The following is a 21279-nucleotide window of genomic DNA, read 5'->3' on the forward strand; positions in this document are numbered from 1 at the left end:
ACGCGGAATGGGGCGGAAAGCCCTTCGTTTTTTTCCCAGTTAGGAAAATATTTTTTGCTAACTGGGCAATGATTTTTTCCTAACTGGGGAAAAATCATTGCAAGACCGATATCTGCTCCCCCCCACTTTCGGGGAAATCCGCTCCGCCTGTATTTAAAAATCAAACTCCGCGTTCGTCCGCTCCCTCTGCGTCGTCCGCGTATCCATCTTCCACCACAAACAGGTTACCTACAGGATATTACGATGAAACTTCAGCCCTCCAACTCCAACTTTAAACCTTAAATTCTCCAATTTTCCTTCACGCTTTCACCCGGCTTTCAGCATACTGGTTTTCAGTGCAATACGGTGAAACATATGGTTTCACGGAAGATTCACCTTTTGGTTTCACTTCTTCCGAATCTTCCCATTTTCCTTGGCTTCACTCTATGAAAATCCCCATTCTTAATCACTTGATATACAGACGAATGCGGTGAAAGATGTAACGTACGTGCAAATGCCAATGTAACGTACGTGCAAGTGAAGCAGCTTTTGCGCTACTCTAAAACCGAAGTGAAACATGTCACACCTCCGAAGTAAAAGCTAAAAACAAGGTTTTTGCTTTGTACTTCACTCGGTTTACACTATCTTTGCATACGAAAAAGGACAAAGGGAGCCATAATCCCCGAAACAACTTGATAATAAAGAATTTTATCATCAATATAGCGCTATAATAATTATGATTTCTTTCTACAGAACTCCTCAAAAAAGCGTGATTGCCGTAGAATGCGAACACGCCATTTCGCAGGCAGAAAGCGAAAAGCTCTGCTGGCTTTTTGGAGAAGCCACCCCCGAAAGTGAAGAAAACCTGAAAGGATATTTCGTAGGCCCGCGCCGCGAAATGATCACTCCCTGGAGTACAAATGCCGTAGAGATCACTCAGAACATGGGCCTCAACGGCATTCTGCGCATAGAAGAGTACTTCCCCGTAGCCGACGAAAACGCCGACCACGACCCTATGCTGCAACGCATGTACAAAGGACTCGACCAACAAGTATTCACCACTAACCGCAAGCCCGAACCTATCGTCCACATCGAAGACCTCGAAGCCTACAACGAGCAGGAAGGTCTGGCCCTCTCGAAAGAAGAGATGGACTATCTGAAAAAAGTGGAGAAAGACCTCGGACGTCCGCTGACCGACTCCGAAGTATTCGGCTTCGCCCAAATCAACTCCGAACACTGCCGTCACAAAATCTTCGGCGGTACGTTCATCATCGACGGCGTAGAGCAGGAATCCTCGCTCTTTCAGATGATTAAGAAGACAACACAGGAAAATCCCAACAAAATCATATCGGCTTACAAAGACAACGTAGCCTTTGCCGAAGGTCCCGTTATCGAGCAGTTCGCACCCGCCGACCACTCGAAACCCGACTACTTCCAGGTGAAGGACATCAAGAGTGTCATTTCGCTGAAAGCCGAAACACACAACTTCCCCACCACTGTAGAGCCCTTCAACGGTGCATCAACCGGTACGGGTGGTGAAATCCGCGACCGTATGGGTGGCGGTAAAGGCTCCTGGCCCATCGCAGGTACAGCTGTCTACATGACCTCCTACCCCCGTTCGGAAGAAGGACGCGAGTGGGAAGAAATCCTGCCCGTGCGCAAATGGTTGTATCAGACACCCGAGCAGATTCTGATCAAGGCATCCAACGGTGCCAGCGACTTCGGTAACAAGTTCGGTCAGCCGCTTATCTGCGGTTCGGTGCTGACCTTCGAACATAAAGAAAAACAAGAAGTCTACGGCTACGACAAAGTGATCATGCTGGCCGGCGGCGTAGGCTACGGCACGCAACGCGACTGCCTGAAAGGCAAACCCGAAGCAGGCAACAAGGTCGTAGTGATGGGTGGCGACAACTACCGCATCGGTTTAGGCGGCGGCTCCGTATCGTCTGTAGACACAGGCCGATACAGCAGCGGCATCGAGTTGAACGCCGTACAGCGCGCCAACGCCGAAATGCAGAAACGTGCCTACAACGTAGTACGCGCCCTTTGCGAAGAAGATGTTAACCCCGTTGTCTCCATCCACGACCACGGTTCGGCCGGACACGTTAACTGTCTCTCCGAGTTGGTAGAAGAATGTGGTGGACACATCGACATGAGCAAACTTCCCATCGGCGACAAGACCCTCTCGGCCAAAGAAATCATTGCCAACGAGAGTCAGGAGCGTATGGGATTGCTTATCAAGGAAGAAGCCATCGAACACGTACGTAAGATTGCCGAACGCGAACGCGCCCCGATGTACGTCGTAGGCGAAACAACCGGCGACCACCGCTTCTGCTTCGAGCAAGCTGACGGCGTACGCCCCTTCGACCTGGCCGTTGACCAAATGTTCGGTTCTTCACCCAAAACATACATGGTAGACAAAACCGTAGAGCGTCATTACGAAATGCCGACTTACGAACTGCCCAAACTGCATGAATACTTGGCCAACGTACTCCAACTGGAGGCTGTAGCCTGCAAAGACTGGTTGACCAACAAGGTGGACCGTTCCGTAACAGGTAAGATTGCCCGCCAGCAATGCGTAGGCGAACTTCAGCTGCCGCTGAGCGACTGTGGTGTGGTAGCCCTCGACTATCGTGGTCAGGCAGGTATCGCCACTTCGCTGGGTCATGCTCCGCAAGCCGCATTGGCCAACCCGGCTGCCGGCTCTGTACTCTCTGTCAGCGAGGCATTGACCAACCTCGTATGGGCACCGCTGGCCGAAGGTCTGGATAGCGTATCGCTCTCCGCCAACTGGATGTGGCCTTGCCGCTCACAAGAAGGTGAAGACGCACGCCTCTACACGGCAGTCAAAGCATTGAGCGACTTCTGCTGCGCCCTGCAAATCAATGTGCCTACCGGTAAGGACTCTTTGTCCATGACACAGAAATATCCCGACGGAAGCAAAGTCATTGCTCCGGGTACGGTCATCGTATCGGCTGGCGGTGAAGTGAGCGACGTGAAGAAAGTGGTTTCGCCCGTATTGGTGAACGACCATAAGACCACACTCTACCACATCGACTTCAGCTTCGACACCCTGAAACTGGGTGGTTCGGCTTTCGCACAGTCGCTGGGCAAAGTCGGCGACGACGTACCTACCGTACAGAATCCCGAATACTTCCGCGACGCCTTCCTCGCCGTTCAGGAATTGGTGAACAAAGGCCTCATCCTGGCCGGACACGACATCTCGGCAGGCGGTCTCATCACCACGCTGCTCGAAATGTGCTTCTCCAACGTAGAAGGCGGTATGGAAATCAGCCTCGACAAGATTAAGGAAAACGACCTCATCAAGATATTGTTTGCCGAAAACCCGGGTATCGTTATTCAGGTAGCCGACAAGCACAAGGACGAAGTGAAGAAGATACTCGAAGACGCAGGTGTAGGCTTCGTGAAGATTGGTAAGCCGACCGATGAGCGTCACATCCTCGTCGAAAAAGACGGTGCCACTTATCAGTTCGGCATCGACTACATGCGCGACGTATGGTACTCTACTTCTTACCTGCTCGACCGTCGTCAATCAATGAACGGTTGCGCCAAGAAGCGTTTCGAGAACTACAAGATGCAGCCTATGGATCTGGCCTTCATGCCCGAATTCACAGGCAAACTCTCGCAATACGGCATCAGCCCCGACCGTCGCACACCGAGCGGCATCCGCGCAGCCATCATCCGCGAAAAGGGTACGAACGGCGAACGCGAAATGGCCTACTCACTCTATCTGGCCGGCTTCGACGTGAAGGACGTAACCATGACCGACCTTGTAAGCGGACGCGAAACGCTGGAAGATGTCAATATGATTGTCTTCTGCGGCGGATTCTCCAACTCCGACGTACTTGGTTCAGCCAAAGGTTGGGCGGGCGCCTTCCTCTTCAATCCCAAAGCCAAAGAAGCGCTTGACAAGTTCTATGCCCGCGAAGATACCCTCTCACTGGGTGTATGTAACGGTTGCCAGCTGATGATGGAACTGAACCTCATCAACCCCACCGACGAGAAACGCGGACGCATGCTCCACAACGACTCGCATAAGTTCGAAAGCCGCTTCCTGGGTGTGACTATCCCGACCAACCGCAGCGTAATGTTCGGTTCGTTGAGTGGCAGCAAGCTGGGCATCTGGGTGGCTCACGGCGAAGGCAAGTTCTCCCTGCCTTACAACGAAGACCACTACAATATCGTGGCCAAGTACACCTACGATGAGTATCCCGGCAATCCTAACGGTTCCGACTACTCGGTAGCAGGTATTGCCAGCCCCGATGGCCGCCACTTGGCTATCATGCCTCACCTGGAGCGTGCCATCTTCCCATGGCAGAACGCTTACTACCCAGCCGACCGTTTGGGCAGCGACCAGGTAACGCCGTGGATAGAAGCCTTCGTCAACGCACGCAAGTGGGTAGAAGAAAAGATGAATAATAAATAAAATCATTTTACCTCCCTCTTTCTAGAGGACACCATACGGATTGTACGCAGTGTCACGAGGATATTCCTCAATTATTCAGTGACTTCACGTACAATCCGTATTTATTTTATCCGTAAGATATGCCACCTCCTTTTTGCTTATCTCAAATAAAAATCCTATTTTTGTAATCTTAATACAAGGGCACATTCTCTGTTAGTGCCAATAAAAACCGACAATCATGTTGAAAAAGGTTCTTTCTTTCATATTCCTCCTGTTTCCACTGCTTTGCATAGCTCAGACTTACAAATACATTGGAGTAGAAAACGGACTAAGCAACAGACAAGTATATGCTATCCAAAAGGATAAAAAGGGATACATGTGGTTTCTTACACACGACGGAATAGACCGCTTCAACGGAAAAGACTTCAAGCCCTACAAACTGATGGACGGAGAAGAAGAGGTAAGCTCTATCCTGAACTTGAACTGGCTTTGTATCGACAAGAAAGGAACATTGTGGGAAATAGGCAAACAAGGGCGTGTCTTCCGTTACGACGACGTACACGACACATTTCAACTGGTCTACAAACTTCCTAAAAGCGCTTTTGCCAAAGAAATCCATTCCCCTGTCAGTTATGGCTTTGTAGATGACAACTGTGTTGTCTGGCTTTGCACTTCCGACCTCATCTACCTGTTCCATTCGGATACAAGCAAGGTAACCACCATTCAAAACGAAATAAACGGAAACATCACAGGAATCGAACAAATAGATTCGACACATTACTTTATAGGAACTGACATCGGCATTCATTATGCCCAACTTCAGAACAATACCCTAAAGGTGTCGCCTTGCGAACAGCTGGACAACCTCACACTCCAAATCAACGAGTTATACTACCACCGTCCTTCACACAAGGTCTTCATCGGTACCTTTCAGCGCGGAGTCTATGTCTACGAACTGGACAACCACCGGATGCGCCCTCTTCAGGCCGGCCTGATGGACATCACCATCAACTGCATCCAAGCTCTGAACGATAACGAAATACTGATAGCTACCGACGGAGCCGGAATTTACAAAAGCAACGTCCATACCTACGAATCGGAACCATATATCGTAGCCGACTACAACAGTAACAATGGAATGAATGGCAACAACATCAGCGATATCTACATCGATAACGAACAACGTATCTGGATGGCCAATTATCCCATAGGAATCACCGTACGCAACAACCGCTATGCTTCCTATCAATGGATCAAACACTCCATCGGCAACCGTCAGTCGCTCGTCAACGATCAGGTAAATGCCATCATCGAAGATCATGATGGCGACTTGTGGTTTGCTACCAACAACGGTATCAGCCTTTATGAGGTGAAGAACGGAAAATGGACTTCATATCTCAGTATGTTCGACCAGGAACTCCATAGCAAGAACCATGCTTTCCTCTCTCTGTGCGAGGTAGCTCCCGGCATCATCTGGGCAGGCGGATACAGTTCCGGTATCTACGAAATCAACAAGCACAACAACAGCGTAAACTTCTTTACTCCTTCTTTGTTCGGCAACCTGAATATCCGCCCCGACAAATACATCCGTTCCATTACACTGGATTCGGAAGGCAAAGTGTGGTCGGGAGGTTATTATAACCTGAAAGAGATAGATTATAAGAAGAAGGAGATACGCTACTTCGACGATCTGACAGGAGTCACTACCATTCTTGAAAAAGACAAGAAACACATGTGGATAGGAACTACAAACGGACTTTACCTGCTCGACAAAGAGAGTGGAAAGCCGCAATCCATCTCCATGCCTATTGAGTCTTATTACATTTATTCTCTTTATCAGGCTGGCGACAGTCTGCTGTATATCGGAACAAACAATGCCGGTCTGTTGATCTATGACATCCGGACAAGCAAGTTCGAACGCTATTATACAGAGAACAGCGCACTGATATCCAACAACATTTACGATATTCTGTCCGACGGACAGGATAACATATTTCTTAGTACAGAAAGCGGATTAAGTAACTTCAGCACCGTCGATAAAACTTTCCACAACTGGACCAAGGAACATGGTCTGAAGTCTGACCACTTCAACGCATCCTCGGGAACGTTGCGCAAAAACGGAAATTTCATTTTCGGAAGCACGGACGGTGCCATCGAATTCAGCAAAGACATTGTGCTTCCCAGTGATTACAAGTTTAAAATGGTACTAAGCGACCTGCGTGTGCTATACCAGACGGTTTATCCCAACGACGAGGACTCTCCTCTGAAGACCGACATCAACGAAACAGAAACCCTCAGGCTGAAGTACGATCAGAATACATTCTCCATGCAGGTATCGTCCATCAATTATGATTACCCTTCGCTGATTCTTTATTCCTGGAAACTGGAAGGCTTTTACGATGCCTGGAGCCGCCCCAGCCGGGAAAGCACCATCCGCTTCACCAACCTGAATCCGGGAGAATACACCTTGCGCATACGAGCCATCTCGAACGAAAACCGCAATGTCATTCTGGAAGAACGCAGCATGCAGATCATCATAGAAAAACCAATATGGCTGAGCGGATGGGCTATCGCCTTTTACATCATCCTGCTGTTAAGCATTGTCGCTACCGGCATGCGTATTTTAATGATGAAAAAGCAAAGGAAAGTTTCGGACGAGAAAATTCGTTTCTTCATCAATACGGCACACGACATCCGTACCCCGTTAACTCTGATAAAAGCCCCATTGGAAGAAGTGGAAGAACGCGAACAACTGAGCGAAAAAGGAAAAAGCAACCTGAACACCGCTTTGCGGAATGTGAATGCCTTATTGCGTCTGACTACCAACCTGCTCAATTTTGAACGGGCAGATACATACTCCAGCAACCTACACGTAGCCGAATATGAGCTGAATACTTATATTGAAGAAACCATTCATGTGTTCAAGGCATATGCCGATGTCAAACGGATTGCCCTGACTTATGAAAAGAACTTCCAGTACCTCAACGTCTGGTTGGATAAGGACAAAATGGATTCCATCCTGAAAAATATCATATCGAATGCCCTTAAATACACACCAGAAGGAGGCAGCGTACAAATCTGCGCTACCGACAACAACGACTCGTGGAGCATCGAAGTAAAAGACACCGGAATCGGCATACCGGCATCCGAACAGAAGAAACTGTTTAAAATGCATTTCCGCGGAAGTAACGCCGTCAACTCAAAAATAACAGGAAGCGGCATCGGACTGCTACTGGTATGGAAACTGGTCAACATACACAAGGGAAAACTCAGCTTCAGCAGTACCGAAAACAAAGGCTCGTCCATCAAAGTCACGTTCCCGAAAGACAAAAGGAAGTACCGAAAGGCACTTGCTCATCCGGAACAGAACGATGGAAATGCCGGACATAATATAACTGTCCAGACTGCACAGGTCCGTATGCCAGCAGAAAAACAATCAAACCCCAACCAACAGTCGGAAGACCTGCCTAAACTGCTGATAGTAGAAGACAACGACGAACTGAGAACTTATCTGCAAAACAGCTTGTCCGACGAATATCGTATTCAGGTATGCAACAATGGCAAGGAAGCCCTTGTCATGGCAAAAGAAATAATGCCAAGTCTGGTCATCTCGGACATTATGATGCCCGAAATGCGTGGCGACGAATTGTGCCAGATATTGAAGAAAGATATCGAGACTTCGCATATCCCCATCATTCTGCTGACAGCACTCAGCACAGACAAAAACATCATCGAAGGCCTGCAAAGCGGTGCCGACGAATACATAGTGAAGCCGTTCAACATCGGTATTCTGCGAGCTACGATAGCCAATCTGCTGGCCAACCGTGCACTGTTGCGCCGCAAATATGCCAACCTGGAGCTGAATGACAAAGGCGCAGACATACCTTGCAGCAATTGCAGCAACGACCTTGACCGAGAGTTCATCGCAGCCGTGAAGAAAGGCGTTGATGAAAACATGGACAACCCCAACTTCAATGTCGATACCCTCTGCAGCCTGATGAATATGAGCCGTACCAGCTTCTACAACAAGATAAAAGCACTGACCGACCAGGCGCCGGCCGACTATATCCGCCTGATAAAACTGAAATATGCTGCCCAACTGCTGGAAGAACAAAGATACAGCATCACGGAAATAGCCGAAAAGACAGGTTTCAACGATGCCAAATATTTCCGCGAAGTGTTCAAAAAGCACTTCAACGTCAGTCCAAGCCAATATGCCAAGGACAAGCTACAGGAAAAAGAGAAGCGCCTGTCGCCCGAAAACCCATCGTAAGAGAAAGGGCAACATACACATTTCATCTTAAGAACTGACTAATAAACTCTTATCATTTTATGAATATTTATCTCGAAGCCTTCTCCATCTTCTTCAAAATCGGTGCCTTCACCATCGGTGGAGGTTATGCCATGGTGCCGCTGATAGAAGACGAGATTGTAACGAAACGCAACTGGATAGCCAAAGAAGATTTTATAGACTTGCTTGCCATTGCACAATCGTCACCGGGCATTCTGGCCGTCAACATATCCATCTTCATCGGCTACCGTCTGCGAGGCATCCGCGGCAGTATCGTCACCGCATTGGGTACCATTCTGCCTTCTTTCCTTATTATATTGGCCATTGCCCTGTTTTTCCACAACTTCAAGGAAAACACGGTTGTCGAACGTATCTTTAAAGGCATACGTCCTGCTGTTGTAGCCCTGATTGCAGCCCCTACCTTCAGCATGGCAAAATCGGCTAAGATAAACAAGTACAACGTCTGGATTCCGGTCGTGTCTGCCCTGCTGATCTGGCTTCTTGGCTTTTCGCCCATCTGGATTATCATTGCCGCAGGAGTCGGCGGATACGTATGGGGAAGATACAGAAAAATGAAGAATGAAGAATAAAGAATTAAAAAGGAGGAAACAAAGATATGATATTTCTGCAACTATTTTATACCTTTTTCAAGATAGGCCTTTTCGGATTTGGCGGAGGTTATGCCATGCTTTCGATGATACAAGGCGAAGTGGTCACACGCTACGAATGGCTCACACCTCAGGAGTTTACCGACATTGTCGCCATCAGTCAGATGACTCCCGGTCCGATCGGTATCAATTCGGCTACCTACGTCGGCTTTACGGCTACGGGCAGTGTATGGGGATCGGTGATTGCGACGTTTGCCGTGGTACTTCCGTCCTTTATCCTAATGCTCACCATCAGCCGTTTTTTCCTGAAGTACCAGAAGCATCCGGCAGTAGAAGCCGTATTCAGCGGTTTGCGCCCTGCTGTGGTAGGACTGCTTGCTTCCGCAGCGCTGGTTCTGATGAACACCGAGAATTTCAGCTCGCCTACCGAAGATACTTACTCGTTCGTCATCAGCTGCATCATTTTCCTGGTGGCTTTTGTCGGAACAAAGAAGTACAAGCTGAATCCTATCGGGATGATTATTGCCTGTGGTCTGGCTGGGCTGCTGCTTTACTAAGCGGTGGTCTACACTTTCCTATATAAAAGGCGCGGATTTCACAGAGTGTACGGATCAAAAAACAACAAGCGATCCGTCGTGTCTGTGAAATCCGCGCCTTTATTCTGTCCGAAGATACCGACAATCAAGTCGGCTATCGGGACATCTATCTATTCCGTTACAGTTTTATTTTCTTCGATACCTGCTTGGATTCGTTCTGCAAACGATCGAGGGCAGTTACTACATAACGGTATTTCTTCTTTCCATCTACGTAAGGCAGCTTGTAGAAGCAGTCACGGGTAATGGCTACAATGTGCGAGGGGTCATCCAAATCGACATCTTCCTTGCTATCGAAACGATATACTACAAACTGCACGGCACGGTCCATCTCGTCCTTATACTTGGGAGCCGTCCAGAAAAGAATGTATCCGTCTTCCGTCCATACCGGTTTCAGCTTACGTACCTTATCGGGAGCCTGATTGTCCATGAAGTCGAACACTGGCGGCAAAGCCGGATACTTGTGATATTCGGCAACCAATGCGTCGCGATAACGTCCCTGATTCTCGACTACAGCAGCCGCATACCACTGGCAACTTCCGCCGATGGTCTGGTAAGCACGCTGCAAAGCCATCTTACGCGGCAACTGGTTTATTCCGGGATCCTGCGGATCGGCATTCTGGATGGTGTTCTGTACCGACTGTCCGATAAACAGCGGACGGTTTTCGGTATGTTTGGCCCACCATCTTACCAACGTTTCGTAGTCGGCAGCCGGATGTCCGATGTGCCAATATATCTGCGGGATGTTATAGTCGATCCAGCCTTCGCGTGCCCACAGCAGTACGTCGGCATACAGGTCATCATAGTTCTGCAGTCCTTTCGTCTTGCTACCCAGCGGGTCGCTGCTTTCGTTGCGATAGATGCCAAAAGGCGAGATACCGAATTTCACCCAGGGTTTCACCTCACGGATAGTCTCGTGCAACTGCTTGATAAGTGTATTTACATTGCTGCGGCGCCAATCGGCCTTGTTATCAAAACCGCCTCCGTAACGGGCAAAGCTGGCATCGTCAGGAAAATCGACTCCCTTAATCGGGTAAGGATAGAAATAGTCGTCCATGTGGATGGCATCGACATCGTAGCGCGAAACGATATCGCCCACTACCAGACAGATATGACGGCGACTTTCGGGCAAGGCCGGGTCGAAGTAAATCTGGTCACCATAAGTCACAAACCATTCAGGATGCAGATTGTACACATGATTGGGCACAAGCTCGTTCCTCAAAGATGTCTTTACCCGATACGGGTTGATCCACGCATGAAACTCCATGCCACGTTTGTGGCACTCTTCAATCATAAACTGCATGGGGTCCCAATACGGTTCGGGGGCCTGTCCCTGTACTCCCGTCAGATAGCGGCTCCAGGGTTCCAGACGCGATGCGTACAAGGCATCCGCCTCGGGACGTACCTGAAAGATGATGGCGTTGAAACCCGCCCCACGCAGCGAATTCAGCTGTTCTATCAGCGTCTGCTTCATTTTCTCTGTCGACATGCCTTTGAACTGGCCATTCACGGCCTGAATCCACGCTCCACGGAACTCACGTTTGGGATAGCGTCCCGACGCGATATTTTGTGCCGATACCGTCAGCATCGACACACACAGCAACAGGTGCAATAATAGTATTCTAATCTTCATAATCCGGTATTTTCAATTAACTAAATTCTACGTAAGGTCGCAAAGTTAAACATTTCCGCGAAAATAACGAATAGGAAAGAAACTTTGTATCGTAACAATCGCCCTACCGTCCTAACAATTTGTCACAAAATCAGCATACTTTCCGCCACAACATCGTCAAAAGAAGCAATGCACTAACAAGCACCGAAAGCCAAAAACACAAAGCAGACAAATAAACAAGAATATATATGCTCAAAATGACATAAACATACAGAAAATATGCAAGAAAAAACCTTTTTAACTCGCAAAACGCTTGTACGGAGTACGAACAACGCTTGTGCGGAACGCGAACAACGCTTGTACGGAACACGAACAATGCTTGTGAACCGTATCCACATTACTTGTCACAGAAAAAAAATACCTTTTTTCTGCCTCCGAAAACCAGTTTGCAGAGAAAAAAGACCGGTTTCCGTTCTATTTCAAATGTAAACATTTCACTATCATATTACTGTTCAGCGATATACAAAAAAAGACTCGCATATTTCCGCATTCCAAATACATCGGACGGAAATACGCGAGCCTCGCGGGGTTAAAGATGCAAAATGTCAAATTGTCAATCACCGGCGTTCGAGCCCCGATTAGCCCCTTGCATCGCTCTTCATCATCTCCACGGACTACTTCATCCGCAGTCTGACATCAATCACTTCATGACCGTCAACCGGATATCTTCCGACGAAGCGCCTATTTGCAATTCAAATTCGCCTGGCTCTACCGTGTATCCATGTCGCGGTTATAAAGCTCCAACTCGAACACCGGAATGCAAAGAGAAACCGTATGTTTCGCACTCGCCTTCCAAATCGATTTTCAAGAAATCTATTGTTCCATACGTTTATTGGTTATTTATACGCTTCCTTCAATTCTTCGTACCACTTCTTCAACACAAAGAATGCTTTCTTCTTTTGTCCCTGATCCGAAACCACACCTTTGCGGTTGAAGTCATCCTGTATACCCGGCACCTGACGACGGGGCGAACGGAAATCTTTCAGAATCCAGGGAGTCGTACCTGCCAATCCGGGAACACGCTTCAGCATATTCACGTGGCGAATGTACAAATCCTCCTGATATTCCTCCGTAAAGCGTTCGTTCTTAGGTCCATGATGTCCATACAGAGCACCACCTCCCCATTCGCTGATGAAGACCGGTTTCTGCACGTCGAATGTCCAGTTCACCCGGTCGCACTTTTCGGCATTACCGTCGTACCATCCCACGTATTCATTAAAACTGATAATATCCAGCAACTTGCCTAACGGATCGTTCACCGTCAGTACGCCCGGTTCTACTTCCGACTTCTCCATTGCTGCACCAATCAGACGCACGTTGTCCAGACTACGCGCTTTCTCGGCCAATGAAGCAAGAAAAGCCTGACGCGGTTCACTGACCGGTGTTTCGTTGGCAATCGACCAGATAATGATATTGCAACGGTTCTTGTCTCGTCCGATCATGTCGCACAATTGCTGTTCCGCATTCCGGTACGTATCCTTATTCTCCCAATGAATAGTCCAATACACTGGAATTTCCGACCAAACCAGGAATCCCATACGCTCAGCTTCACGCACCATTGCTTCGTTATGCGGATAATGTGCTAAACGGACAAAATTACAGCCCAACTCTTTGGCCCATCCCAACAACGTACGGGCATGGTCTTTCGAATAAGCCCGACCGCTCGAATAAGCAGTTTCTTCATGAATACTGATTCCTCGGCAAAAGATTTCCTTACCATTGAGCAGAATCTTGGTACCTTCCGTACGGATAGTTCGGAAACCTATCTCATCGGTCACTTTATCAGACTGGGCAGCCAAAGAAACAGTGTAGAGTTTCGGCTCCTCGGGTGTCCAAAGTACAGGCTTGGCTTTCACCTCAAACGAAGCATATCCGTCGGCATCAGTCTCTACTTCCTTCTTCAGTTTCAGTTCAGGTATGTCCAATAACACTTTCTGCGACTTGCTATCACCATCAAGCTGCACCCATCCTTCAATTGTATTGGTATCGTTCTTCTTCAACTGCACATAATAATCGCGAATGTAAGTCGATGGAACCTCAACCAGCGTAACCGGACGTGTAATGCCACCAAAGTTCCACCAATCTGCATTTACGGTAGGCACTCCTTCAGGACGGCGTTTGTTGTCTACCTTAACTACAAGACTGTTAACCCCCTCTTTCAATAAATTGGTTATCTCGAAATTGAAAGCTGTAAAACCACCGACGTGACTGCCCAAGCGTTTACCGTTCAGCCAAACAATAGCTTCATAGTTGACGGCTCCAAAATTCAGGAACAGACGCTTGCCCAGCTGTAAATCGTAAGTAAAATGTTTCCGATACCACACCGTTCCTTCGTAATAATAAAGCTGTGGACGTTGCGTGTTCCAGTCGCCCGGCACAAAAAGAGTCTTATTCGTTTCAAAATCATATTCCTGAAGCTTTGTCCGGTCCGAATAAGTTCTGTCCTGAGCATAACCATCATCGTATGGATTCAAACGATAATCGTAATACCCATTCTCGAAAGGATCGACAATGGTTTTCCACTGCCCGTCAAGCGAAGTTACCTGTCGTGCATCAATATTCATAATTTGCGGAGCTAATTGCGCCCACGACAACAACGGGACAAGTGCCCCCAAAATAAACAAACTGTTTCTTAGTTTCTGTTTCATGTTTTTAAATTTAAGATAATCCATTTATGTTTGTCATTACAATAGCCAAAGATAAACACTTCTTACGAACAAGGCAAATACTCAACAAAGACAATGTAAAACCATTATGTGAATATTATTCGTACATCACAACTTACGGTATCACATTATTTTCCACAGACAATTTTGAAACTTTTCTTTGCCTCTACCAGACGAATAGTTCCGTCTTCATTATAATAAAGAGGTGCTACACATACAGAACGACGCCATTGGATAAAGTCACGTTCTGGGGATCCTTCTGGGATAAGTGATAATGCCCGCTCTGAGGTATGATAAAACAAATACCACTGCCCTTTATATTCTACAATAGACGAATGATTGGTACCACTACTTACCTCCTCTAATATCACTCCTTTATATTGGTAAGGTCCGTATACGGAATCGGCCACGGCATAAGCAATTTGCGGTCCCCTACCTGGAATATTAGGACCTGTTGAGTACGACAGATAATACCTGCCTTTGTATTTATGCATCCAGATACCTTCAAAGAAATAAGGCAACTGATTCACATTGTTCAATACCACAGGCTTGCCTCCATACGACATCATGTCCTCATTCAGGCGTATGATGTTCAATGCATTCTGCCCAACCAACAGATAGGCTGTACCATCATCATCTATAAATACAGCCGGATCTATGAAATCACGTGGAGCCTTTATGCCCGGCGAATGACGTGTTACCAGCGGTTTGCCAATCACATCCTTGAACGGTCCGACAGGAGAATCACCTACCGCTACACCGATATAATCCTGATCTGTAGGAAAATAAAAATAATACTTTCCGTTTTTCTCTACACAATCGGGAGCCCAAGCATATTTCTTCGCCCAACTCGTTTGCTTCAGTGGTTCGAATACCAGACCTTCGTCCTTATAATGGCACATGTCTGTCGTAGAGTATACATAATAATCCTCCATATCCCACCAACGGGCTTCGTCACGATCGTGACTGGGATAAATATAAAGTGTATCGTTGAACACACGTGCCGACGGATCGGCACTGTAGCGTATGTCAATAACTGGATTTATCACTTCACAAGACTCTTTCTCATAGTAACGTACATAGTCTATTTCCATTGTTTTCGGAAAAATAGATTCATCCACGCCCCAGTCATCTCCCCAAGTACCTCCAACCGCGATATTCATTATCAAATAGAACGGCTGGTCGAAAGGCCACGTCTTATATGAATCTTCCTTCTTGTGATATGAGAAGATGACCTGATCGTCAAACAAAATATCCAATCGCTCCTCTTCCCACACCAATGAATACAGATGAAAATCAGTATCCAAAGTAGAAGAATGCCCATACCCGGACCCTATTTTATTTCCGTTCCTGTCAGAGTCAAACGTATGCACGGTCGAATAAGTCGTACTATGTTTTTCGTCGTCTCCCCATACATATTCCATTATATCTATCTCGCCTCCATTGGGCCATCCCCCATAAGGACTTTTGTCTGGAAGCAGCCATATAGCAGGCCATACGCCACGACCCGTCGGAATTTTGGCAGAAACATCAATACGTCCATATTTAAAAGTCTTTTTGCCACAAGAATGTACCTCTCCAGATGAGAACTTAAAATGATAATCCTCTTTACTTCCCCAGCCCCGAACACCTTTGTGCGGATCTTTATAAGCAGTAAGTATTAGTTTGCCATCCTCCAATCGGGTACAATTCAGGTTCTCTTTCCGATAGTCTTGCCATTCGTTATTGATGACACCACCCGTATCACCTGTATTCCAATAGTTTGAATCAGGCAATCCCGCACCTTCAAATTCTTCTGCCCATACCAGACGATAACCAGGGTAAGATACTGCTTCCTGCGCGAAAGCCCCCACTTGGAGTGACGAAGCTACAAGACATCCCATTATTAATGTTTTCAACTTTATGTTCATATACCTTCTCATTACATTGATGTTTTATTCAGTTCTGATTCATTTCTTTATTTTTCAATAACGATAGCCTATCAAATCTTTCAGCACTTTCTCTTTGAACCAGAAGCCATCTACTTTCCTTCAGCCGTCAAGCGTACAGTCAGCCCCTCCATACAATTAGGAGCCACACGCAACTCAAACTCTCCTGCTTCAACTTCCGGTTTAAGGTATTCGTTCAGAAAGGAAAGTGAAGAATAAGGCAGAGTAAAAGAGACTGTACAAGTTTCTCCAGCAGGGATATGCACACGACGGAAAGCTTTCAAGCGTTTTTCCGATTGGGTGATCCGGCAATACAAATCTGTCAGATATACCTGTACAATCTCATCGCCATCCATCTGACCGGTATTGGTAACGTCTACCGTAAAGCGGATATCTTCTCCTTCTTTTATTGCCGTTTTTTCCAGTTTCAGATTCGTATAAGTATAGGTAGTATACGAAAGACCATAACCAAAAGGATAAAGGGAAACATAACGATCCTTCGGCAGAAAATCCTTCCCGTTATTATCGTACTCTACAATGCGCCCTTCACGACCGTAAGGACGATGAAGCAGACACATCGGTAAATCGCCCGTATTCCGTGGCCAGGTAAGAGAGAGTTTACCAGACGGATTGACCTCTCCTGCCAGTACTTCGGCCAACGCATTACCTCCTTCCTCACCGGCATAGAACATCATGACAATGGCATCGGCCTTGTCCATCCAGCGAGTCATTGTCACAGGACGGCCTTCGACCAGCACCACTACTATCGGCTTACCGGTTTTGGCAATTTCCTCGATAAATTCTTCCTGTACTCCCATCAAGTCAAGGTTATTACGGTCGCGAGTCTCACCGCCAGTATGCCAGTTAGCCCCTCCCATCACCAAAATGCAAGCATCAGCCTCACGGGCGTTCTTGATTGCCTGTTCAAATCCATCTTTGCTGTTATCCGTCATTCCACAACCTTTCGTGAAAGTTATCTCCGCACGATTGCCCCAAATATTACGGATTCCCTGCAGCGGACTAACACCGGAAACACCTTTGGCCGAATAACCTCCCAACTGAACAACATCAGCATTAGGCCCCATCACAGCAATTTTGCGGGCACCCTTCAAAGGAAGAAGATTTTTCTCATTTTTCAGCAATACGATGCTTTGCCTAGCTGCTTCGCGTGCCAAGCTACGAAAATGAGGAGCATCACACAACTTTTCGGCCAAAGCCTCATCGACATACGGATGTTCGAACAAACCCATTTCGAACTTTACCCGAAGTATATGACGGACATTCTCATTAATATCTTCTTCGGATATTTTGCCTTGCCTGATCATCTCGCCCAATTTGACATAAGTATTCAATCGTGGCAACTCCACATCCATTCCAGCCTTTGCACACAAAGCCGCAGCTTCGGCTTTGGTCGGAGCGATATGAAGAGCACCGTGTGCATGATTGACAGCACTCCAATCCGACACTACATAACCGTCGAATCCCCACTCTTTCCGCAATACGTCGGTCAGCAACCAACGGTTGGCCGAACAGGGTATGCCGTCCAAAGAGTTATAAGCTGCCATCAACGACTTTACATGAGCCTCACGGACTGCTGCCTCGAAAGGTGGCATATGAATTTCGCGCAATTCACGTTCGCTCATTCCGGCATTACCGGAATCGCGCCCTCCATCGCCCACGAAATTGGCCAGAAAATGCTTGGGACTACATATCACACGGTTCTTCTGCACGCCTTTAATAAATTCCACTCCCATTCGTGAAGCCAGATAAGGATCTTCGCCATAACATTCATCCAGACGTCCGTGACGCGGATCGCGTGCCAAATCCAAAGTAGGCGACAGCACTTGGTGAATGCCTCGACTGTAAGTTTCTTGCCCGATAGCATCGGCTATGCGCCCCATCAGTTCCGTGTTCCAAGTGCACGACAAGGCAATAGACTGAGGATAAGAAGTGGCCCCAGTCGCCCGCAGCCCGTGAATAGCTTCGGCATCGATAATCACCGGAATGCCGAGGCGGGTTTCTTCCACTGCTATTCGCTGTATTTTGTTACCGGTTCTGACCGCCTGCCGGGCAGACATGTCTGTTGTAGGGCAGCTCAAGTGTCCTACTCCGTGCGTACCGAACTGTTTACGGACTTCGTCCATGGAATACTCACCGGTCGCATCAAAAATTTCGGCATTCTTTCCAAAATAAATGGCGGACATCTGATACAGTTTCTCTTCCAGCGTCATACGTCCGATTAAATCCTCTACCCGCTCTTCTACCGAAAGTTTCGGATTCTGATAAGGTAACTGTTTCTCCCAATCCTTTGCATAATTGGCCAAGGACATACTACCCAACAAACACAAAGCAAAAATCTTTTTCATTTTAATCATGGTATTCTATTTTTTCTAATTCTTATCTATCGTACAAACCTGTAAACAGACAAACACTTGTGCCCCATGCGTTGCACACTTGTTGCAGAGTTACTGCAAGCCTGTTGCAGAGCCGCTGCAAACCTGTATGCAGTGACACTGCAAGCCAGTTGCAGAACTGCTGCACACTTGTATGCAGTAAATTCATAACCAGTGGCCGACAGCAATACAATGAAGTCAGCACCCAAACAAGTTCTGTCCTGCACACGTGGCATTCATCACCAGTTCATCAAAGTTTCAGGCATTTTTCTGCTCCGGAGGTTTACAGTTTTACAACCGTAGGCTTTCCGCATAGCTCGCCCTGCGACATCGGACAAATATAAGTCTTACCATTCCAATTTACTCTGATTTCTTTCAGATTTTTATCCATACAAGCATCGGTCACACTAAGCAATGTACCTTCGGAAGTCTGTTCTATCAATACTACGCAAGGAGCAGAGACAGACAGCTGAAGATGTTTAGCTTTCAAACCCTCATCGGCACGATAGAAGACAGCTCCTGTCACTCTTCCGTCCGTTGAACGAACCGCTTGCAGCGTAGTATCGTTGCGCAATACCCGAAAAGGATAACGGTCGGCAGGCAAACCATCGCCACAGTACACTGCATAACCGTAAGTGTCGTCCGTAGGAGTAGTTCCGTGATCTATCCATAGACGCAGCATATCAACCTCAGCAGGCAGATTCTTTCGTCCCCGGTTGGCAGGATTCATTTTCACCCAATCCATCCGTTTGGTTTCACAGACATAGTGCATCCGTTTCTGATACTCCGGGAAAGCAGAATAGGCAAAACCACCCTGTTGTACAATCCAGTCAATACCTTTGCCATGATGAACAAAAACGTTGCCCGTACGCTCCGTCTGATCAAGTGTGGTACGGATATTCCCGTTTACCTCGGGTGTAAGATTAGTAATGCCTGCTCCCAAAGCTACTACATAATCACCTAAAATGAAAGCCGCTTTATATGCCTTCACTCCATAAATCACACGGTCGGCTCCGCCACGGCCTTTGTCATTCACTCCTTTCTTGTCAGAAGCATTCATCTTCTCGAATACAAAACCTGCCGCAGCGTTTTCGCCTCCCGAAGTAGCAGCACCGGCAAAATTGTATTTGCTGCAATAGCCACGCCAATTTTCAACAGGTTTCAGCTGTTCCATACCTTCACGGGCAGTTACTCCCGGAAATGCAGTCACATCGTACGCACCATACACGTTACGATATTCATTTCCTCGGCGCTGAAACATCAGTGCACCATCGTTCGTGTAATAATTGAACGCATCGGCAAAGGTGTAAGCACTTTCCAGACCATCGCAGCGCACCGACGCCATATTGGCTATCACGTGGTAACGGTCGTTCTTTTTCACCAGATCATCGTTATTGAAAAACCAGCGCGTACCATTGTAGCGGCCATCACCATTCATATTTATATTCATCGAGGGTATTTCACTCCGCAAACGTTTCAGTTCCTCCTGTTCATCAGGAGTGAACGATTCAATCCAGTTAGCCAGTACATTATCCAACAGACTGCTGTAAGGGATAGCAGCCGGAGCATCCATATACAACATCGAACTGCGATCTACGCAAGCCAGCTTATACCCTTTGTAATAATAGAAATTAGCCCCTCGGAAATAGTTCATCAATGCTTCCACATTTCTTCTATCCAGCTGTTGTGCCCAAGGAGTGCCTTTCAGTAAAGTAAGTATCCCCAACGCTCCGCGAGTACCGTCGATGGGATATCCCCACACCAAGCATTGACGTCCGTGCCCCCAACCGGCACCATCGGCCGTAAAGCCTTCGTTCCAAAAAGAATCGTCGTAAGTAGTCTGTGAAGTAGGCGTAATCCCCTTACGGCACACTTCGGCCAGCACATCGATCATAGGAATAGAACGATACATAAAAGCCGCTTGCAACAGTGCCCGATATCCCACACCGTTACCTCCTACCCACCACACATGTTTGCGAAATCGTTCTTCCGACACCACATTCAGGTCGGTCTCATCCTTGCGATAGGGCTGCGTCCAAGCCTGTAAAGCTATCATCTTCAGCATGTCACATGCCTTTTTCAGCAAGAAGTCATCCGTTTTGCCCTTCTCCACGGCATCCATTTGAGGCAAATGGCAAAAATAAATATTGACGGCAGCCTCGGGCAAGGCAAAACACGAAGCATGAAAACGATACCACTCGTTACCGCGCGAAATCTCCAGTTCGCCATAATGCACAATGGCCTTCTGGCAACGCCTCCAAAGCTCACCATCTTTCTGCCAATCCAGTTCGCCTCGCCGGAAAGCTTCGGAGATAGCCCACAACCGATAGTACCCTTCCGTAATCGAACCTCCACTGTTGGCCGAATTTCCACCAACCACTTTCCCCGCATCCTTGTCATGCAAATCGGCAAACGTACCATCTGCCTGCAAAGTCTCCAGATAAGGGCGATAGTCCTTGGAATAATTATTCAGATTCAAATAAGTATGTTTGGCATAAAATTGCCTGAAATTCTCAATGGCCTGTCCTTTGGCGGCATCCTGCACCTGACGGGCTCCCTGGTAATAACGCAAATAACAACATTCAGCCATCTGTGCTTCACGGTTCTGTGCAGCAACTTCCCCTAAACAAAAACAGTTTAAAGCAAAAAACAAACCTGTTCCGATATTCAATACATTATTTTTCATATATCACAAACGTTTTATCACAGAAAAAGGAAGAGGT

At 47.3% G+C, this 21279-nt stretch carries 9 protein-coding genes; 4 read left to right on the plus strand and 5 right to left on the minus strand.

Translation table 11 applies throughout. The annotated features are described in order from the left end of the window. The first annotated feature begins 715 nt into the window (after positions 1-715). From purL to QVP67_RS01395, 4 genes are all read left to right on the plus strand, one after another. A complete protein-coding gene (gene purL / locus QVP67_RS01380; RefSeq protein ID WP_022161772.1) occupies positions 716-4426 on the plus strand; it encodes a phosphoribosylformylglycinamidine synthase in 3711 nt (1236 codons plus the stop codon). A gap of 217 nt (positions 4427-4643) precedes the next feature. Beyond that, positions 4644-8678: a hybrid sensor histidine kinase/response regulator transcription factor gene (locus QVP67_RS01385; protein ID WP_022161773.1), complete on the plus strand. Its 4035-nt coding sequence runs from the start codon at positions 4644-4646 to the stop codon at positions 8676-8678. Between the two features lie 59 nt (positions 8679-8737). After that, positions 8738-9286: a chromate transporter gene (locus QVP67_RS01390; protein WP_022161774.1), complete on the plus strand. Its 549-nt coding sequence runs from the start codon at positions 8738-8740 to the stop codon at positions 9284-9286. Between the two features lie 26 nt (positions 9287-9312). Next, a complete protein-coding gene (locus tag QVP67_RS01395; protein WP_022161775.1) occupies positions 9313-9861 on the plus strand; it encodes a chromate transporter in 549 nt (182 codons plus the stop codon). Positions 9862-10018: 157 nt separating this feature from the next. Here the strand turns inward: QVP67_RS01395 and QVP67_RS01400 are convergent, their stop codons facing one another. From QVP67_RS01400 to QVP67_RS01420, 5 genes are all read right to left on the minus strand, one after another. Next, on the minus strand, positions 10019-11530 hold the full coding sequence (locus QVP67_RS01400; protein WP_022161776.1) for a glycoside hydrolase family 10 protein: 1512 nt from the start codon (positions 11528-11530) through the stop codon (positions 10019-10021). 875 nt (positions 11531-12405) lie between these two features. After that, positions 12406-14217 (minus strand): glycoside hydrolase family 2 protein, encoded by a 1812-nt coding sequence (locus tag QVP67_RS01405; RefSeq protein WP_288179777.1) that lies wholly within the window; start codon positions 14215-14217, stop codon positions 12406-12408. Positions 14218-14363: 146 nt separating this feature from the next. Beyond that, positions 14364-16145: a family 43 glycosylhydrolase gene (locus QVP67_RS01410; RefSeq protein ID WP_288179778.1), complete on the minus strand. Its 1782-nt coding sequence runs from the start codon at positions 16143-16145 to the stop codon at positions 14364-14366. 110 nt (positions 16146-16255) lie between these two features. Continuing rightward, positions 16256-18538, minus strand: coding sequence for a glycoside hydrolase family 3 N-terminal domain-containing protein (locus tag QVP67_RS01415; protein WP_022161780.1), 2283 nt, complete (start codon positions 18536-18538; stop codon positions 16256-16258). Between the two features lie 301 nt (positions 18539-18839). Beyond that, complete coding sequence (locus tag QVP67_RS01420) at positions 18840-21242, minus strand: polysaccharide lyase family 8 super-sandwich domain-containing protein (RefSeq protein ID WP_022161781.1); 2403 nt, start codon at positions 21240-21242, stop codon at positions 18840-18842. Between the last annotated feature and the right edge of the window lie 37 nt (positions 21243-21279).

Source organism: Bacteroides sp. CAG:633 (assembly GCF_000435115.1).
GTDB lineage: Bacteria > Bacteroidota > Bacteroidia > Bacteroidales > Bacteroidaceae > Bacteroides > Bacteroides ndongoniae.

What these genes read in the sequence shown, in the direction of transcription:
- purL (WP_022161772.1), top strand. Translation starts at nt 716, where the DNA reads ATGATTTCTTTCTACAGAACTCCTCAAAAAAGCGTGATTGCCGTAGAA.
- QVP67_RS01385 (WP_022161773.1), top strand. Translation starts at nt 4,644, where the DNA reads ATGTTGAAAAAGGTTCTTTCTTTCATATTCCTCCTGTTTCCACTGCTT.
- QVP67_RS01390 (WP_022161774.1), top strand. Translation starts at nt 8,738, where the DNA reads ATGAATATTTATCTCGAAGCCTTCTCCATCTTCTTCAAAATCGGTGCC.
- QVP67_RS01395 (WP_022161775.1), top strand. Translation starts at nt 9,313, where the DNA reads ATGATATTTCTGCAACTATTTTATACCTTTTTCAAGATAGGCCTTTTC.
- QVP67_RS01400 (WP_022161776.1), bottom strand. Translation starts at nt 11,530, where the DNA reads ATGAAGATTAGAATACTATTATTGCACCTGTTGCTGTGTGTGTCGATG.
- QVP67_RS01405 (WP_288179777.1), bottom strand. Translation starts at nt 14,217, where the DNA reads ATGAAACAGAAACTAAGAAACAGTTTGTTTATTTTGGGGGCACTTGTC.
- QVP67_RS01410 (WP_288179778.1), bottom strand. Translation starts at nt 16,145, where the DNA reads ATGAACATAAAGTTGAAAACATTAATAATGGGATGTCTTGTAGCTTCG.
- QVP67_RS01415 (WP_022161780.1), bottom strand. Translation starts at nt 18,538, where the DNA reads ATGATTAAAATGAAAAAGATTTTTGCTTTGTGTTTGTTGGGTAGTATG.
- QVP67_RS01420 (WP_022161781.1), bottom strand. Translation starts at nt 21,242, where the DNA reads ATGAAAAATAATGTATTGAATATCGGAACAGGTTTGTTTTTTGCTTTA.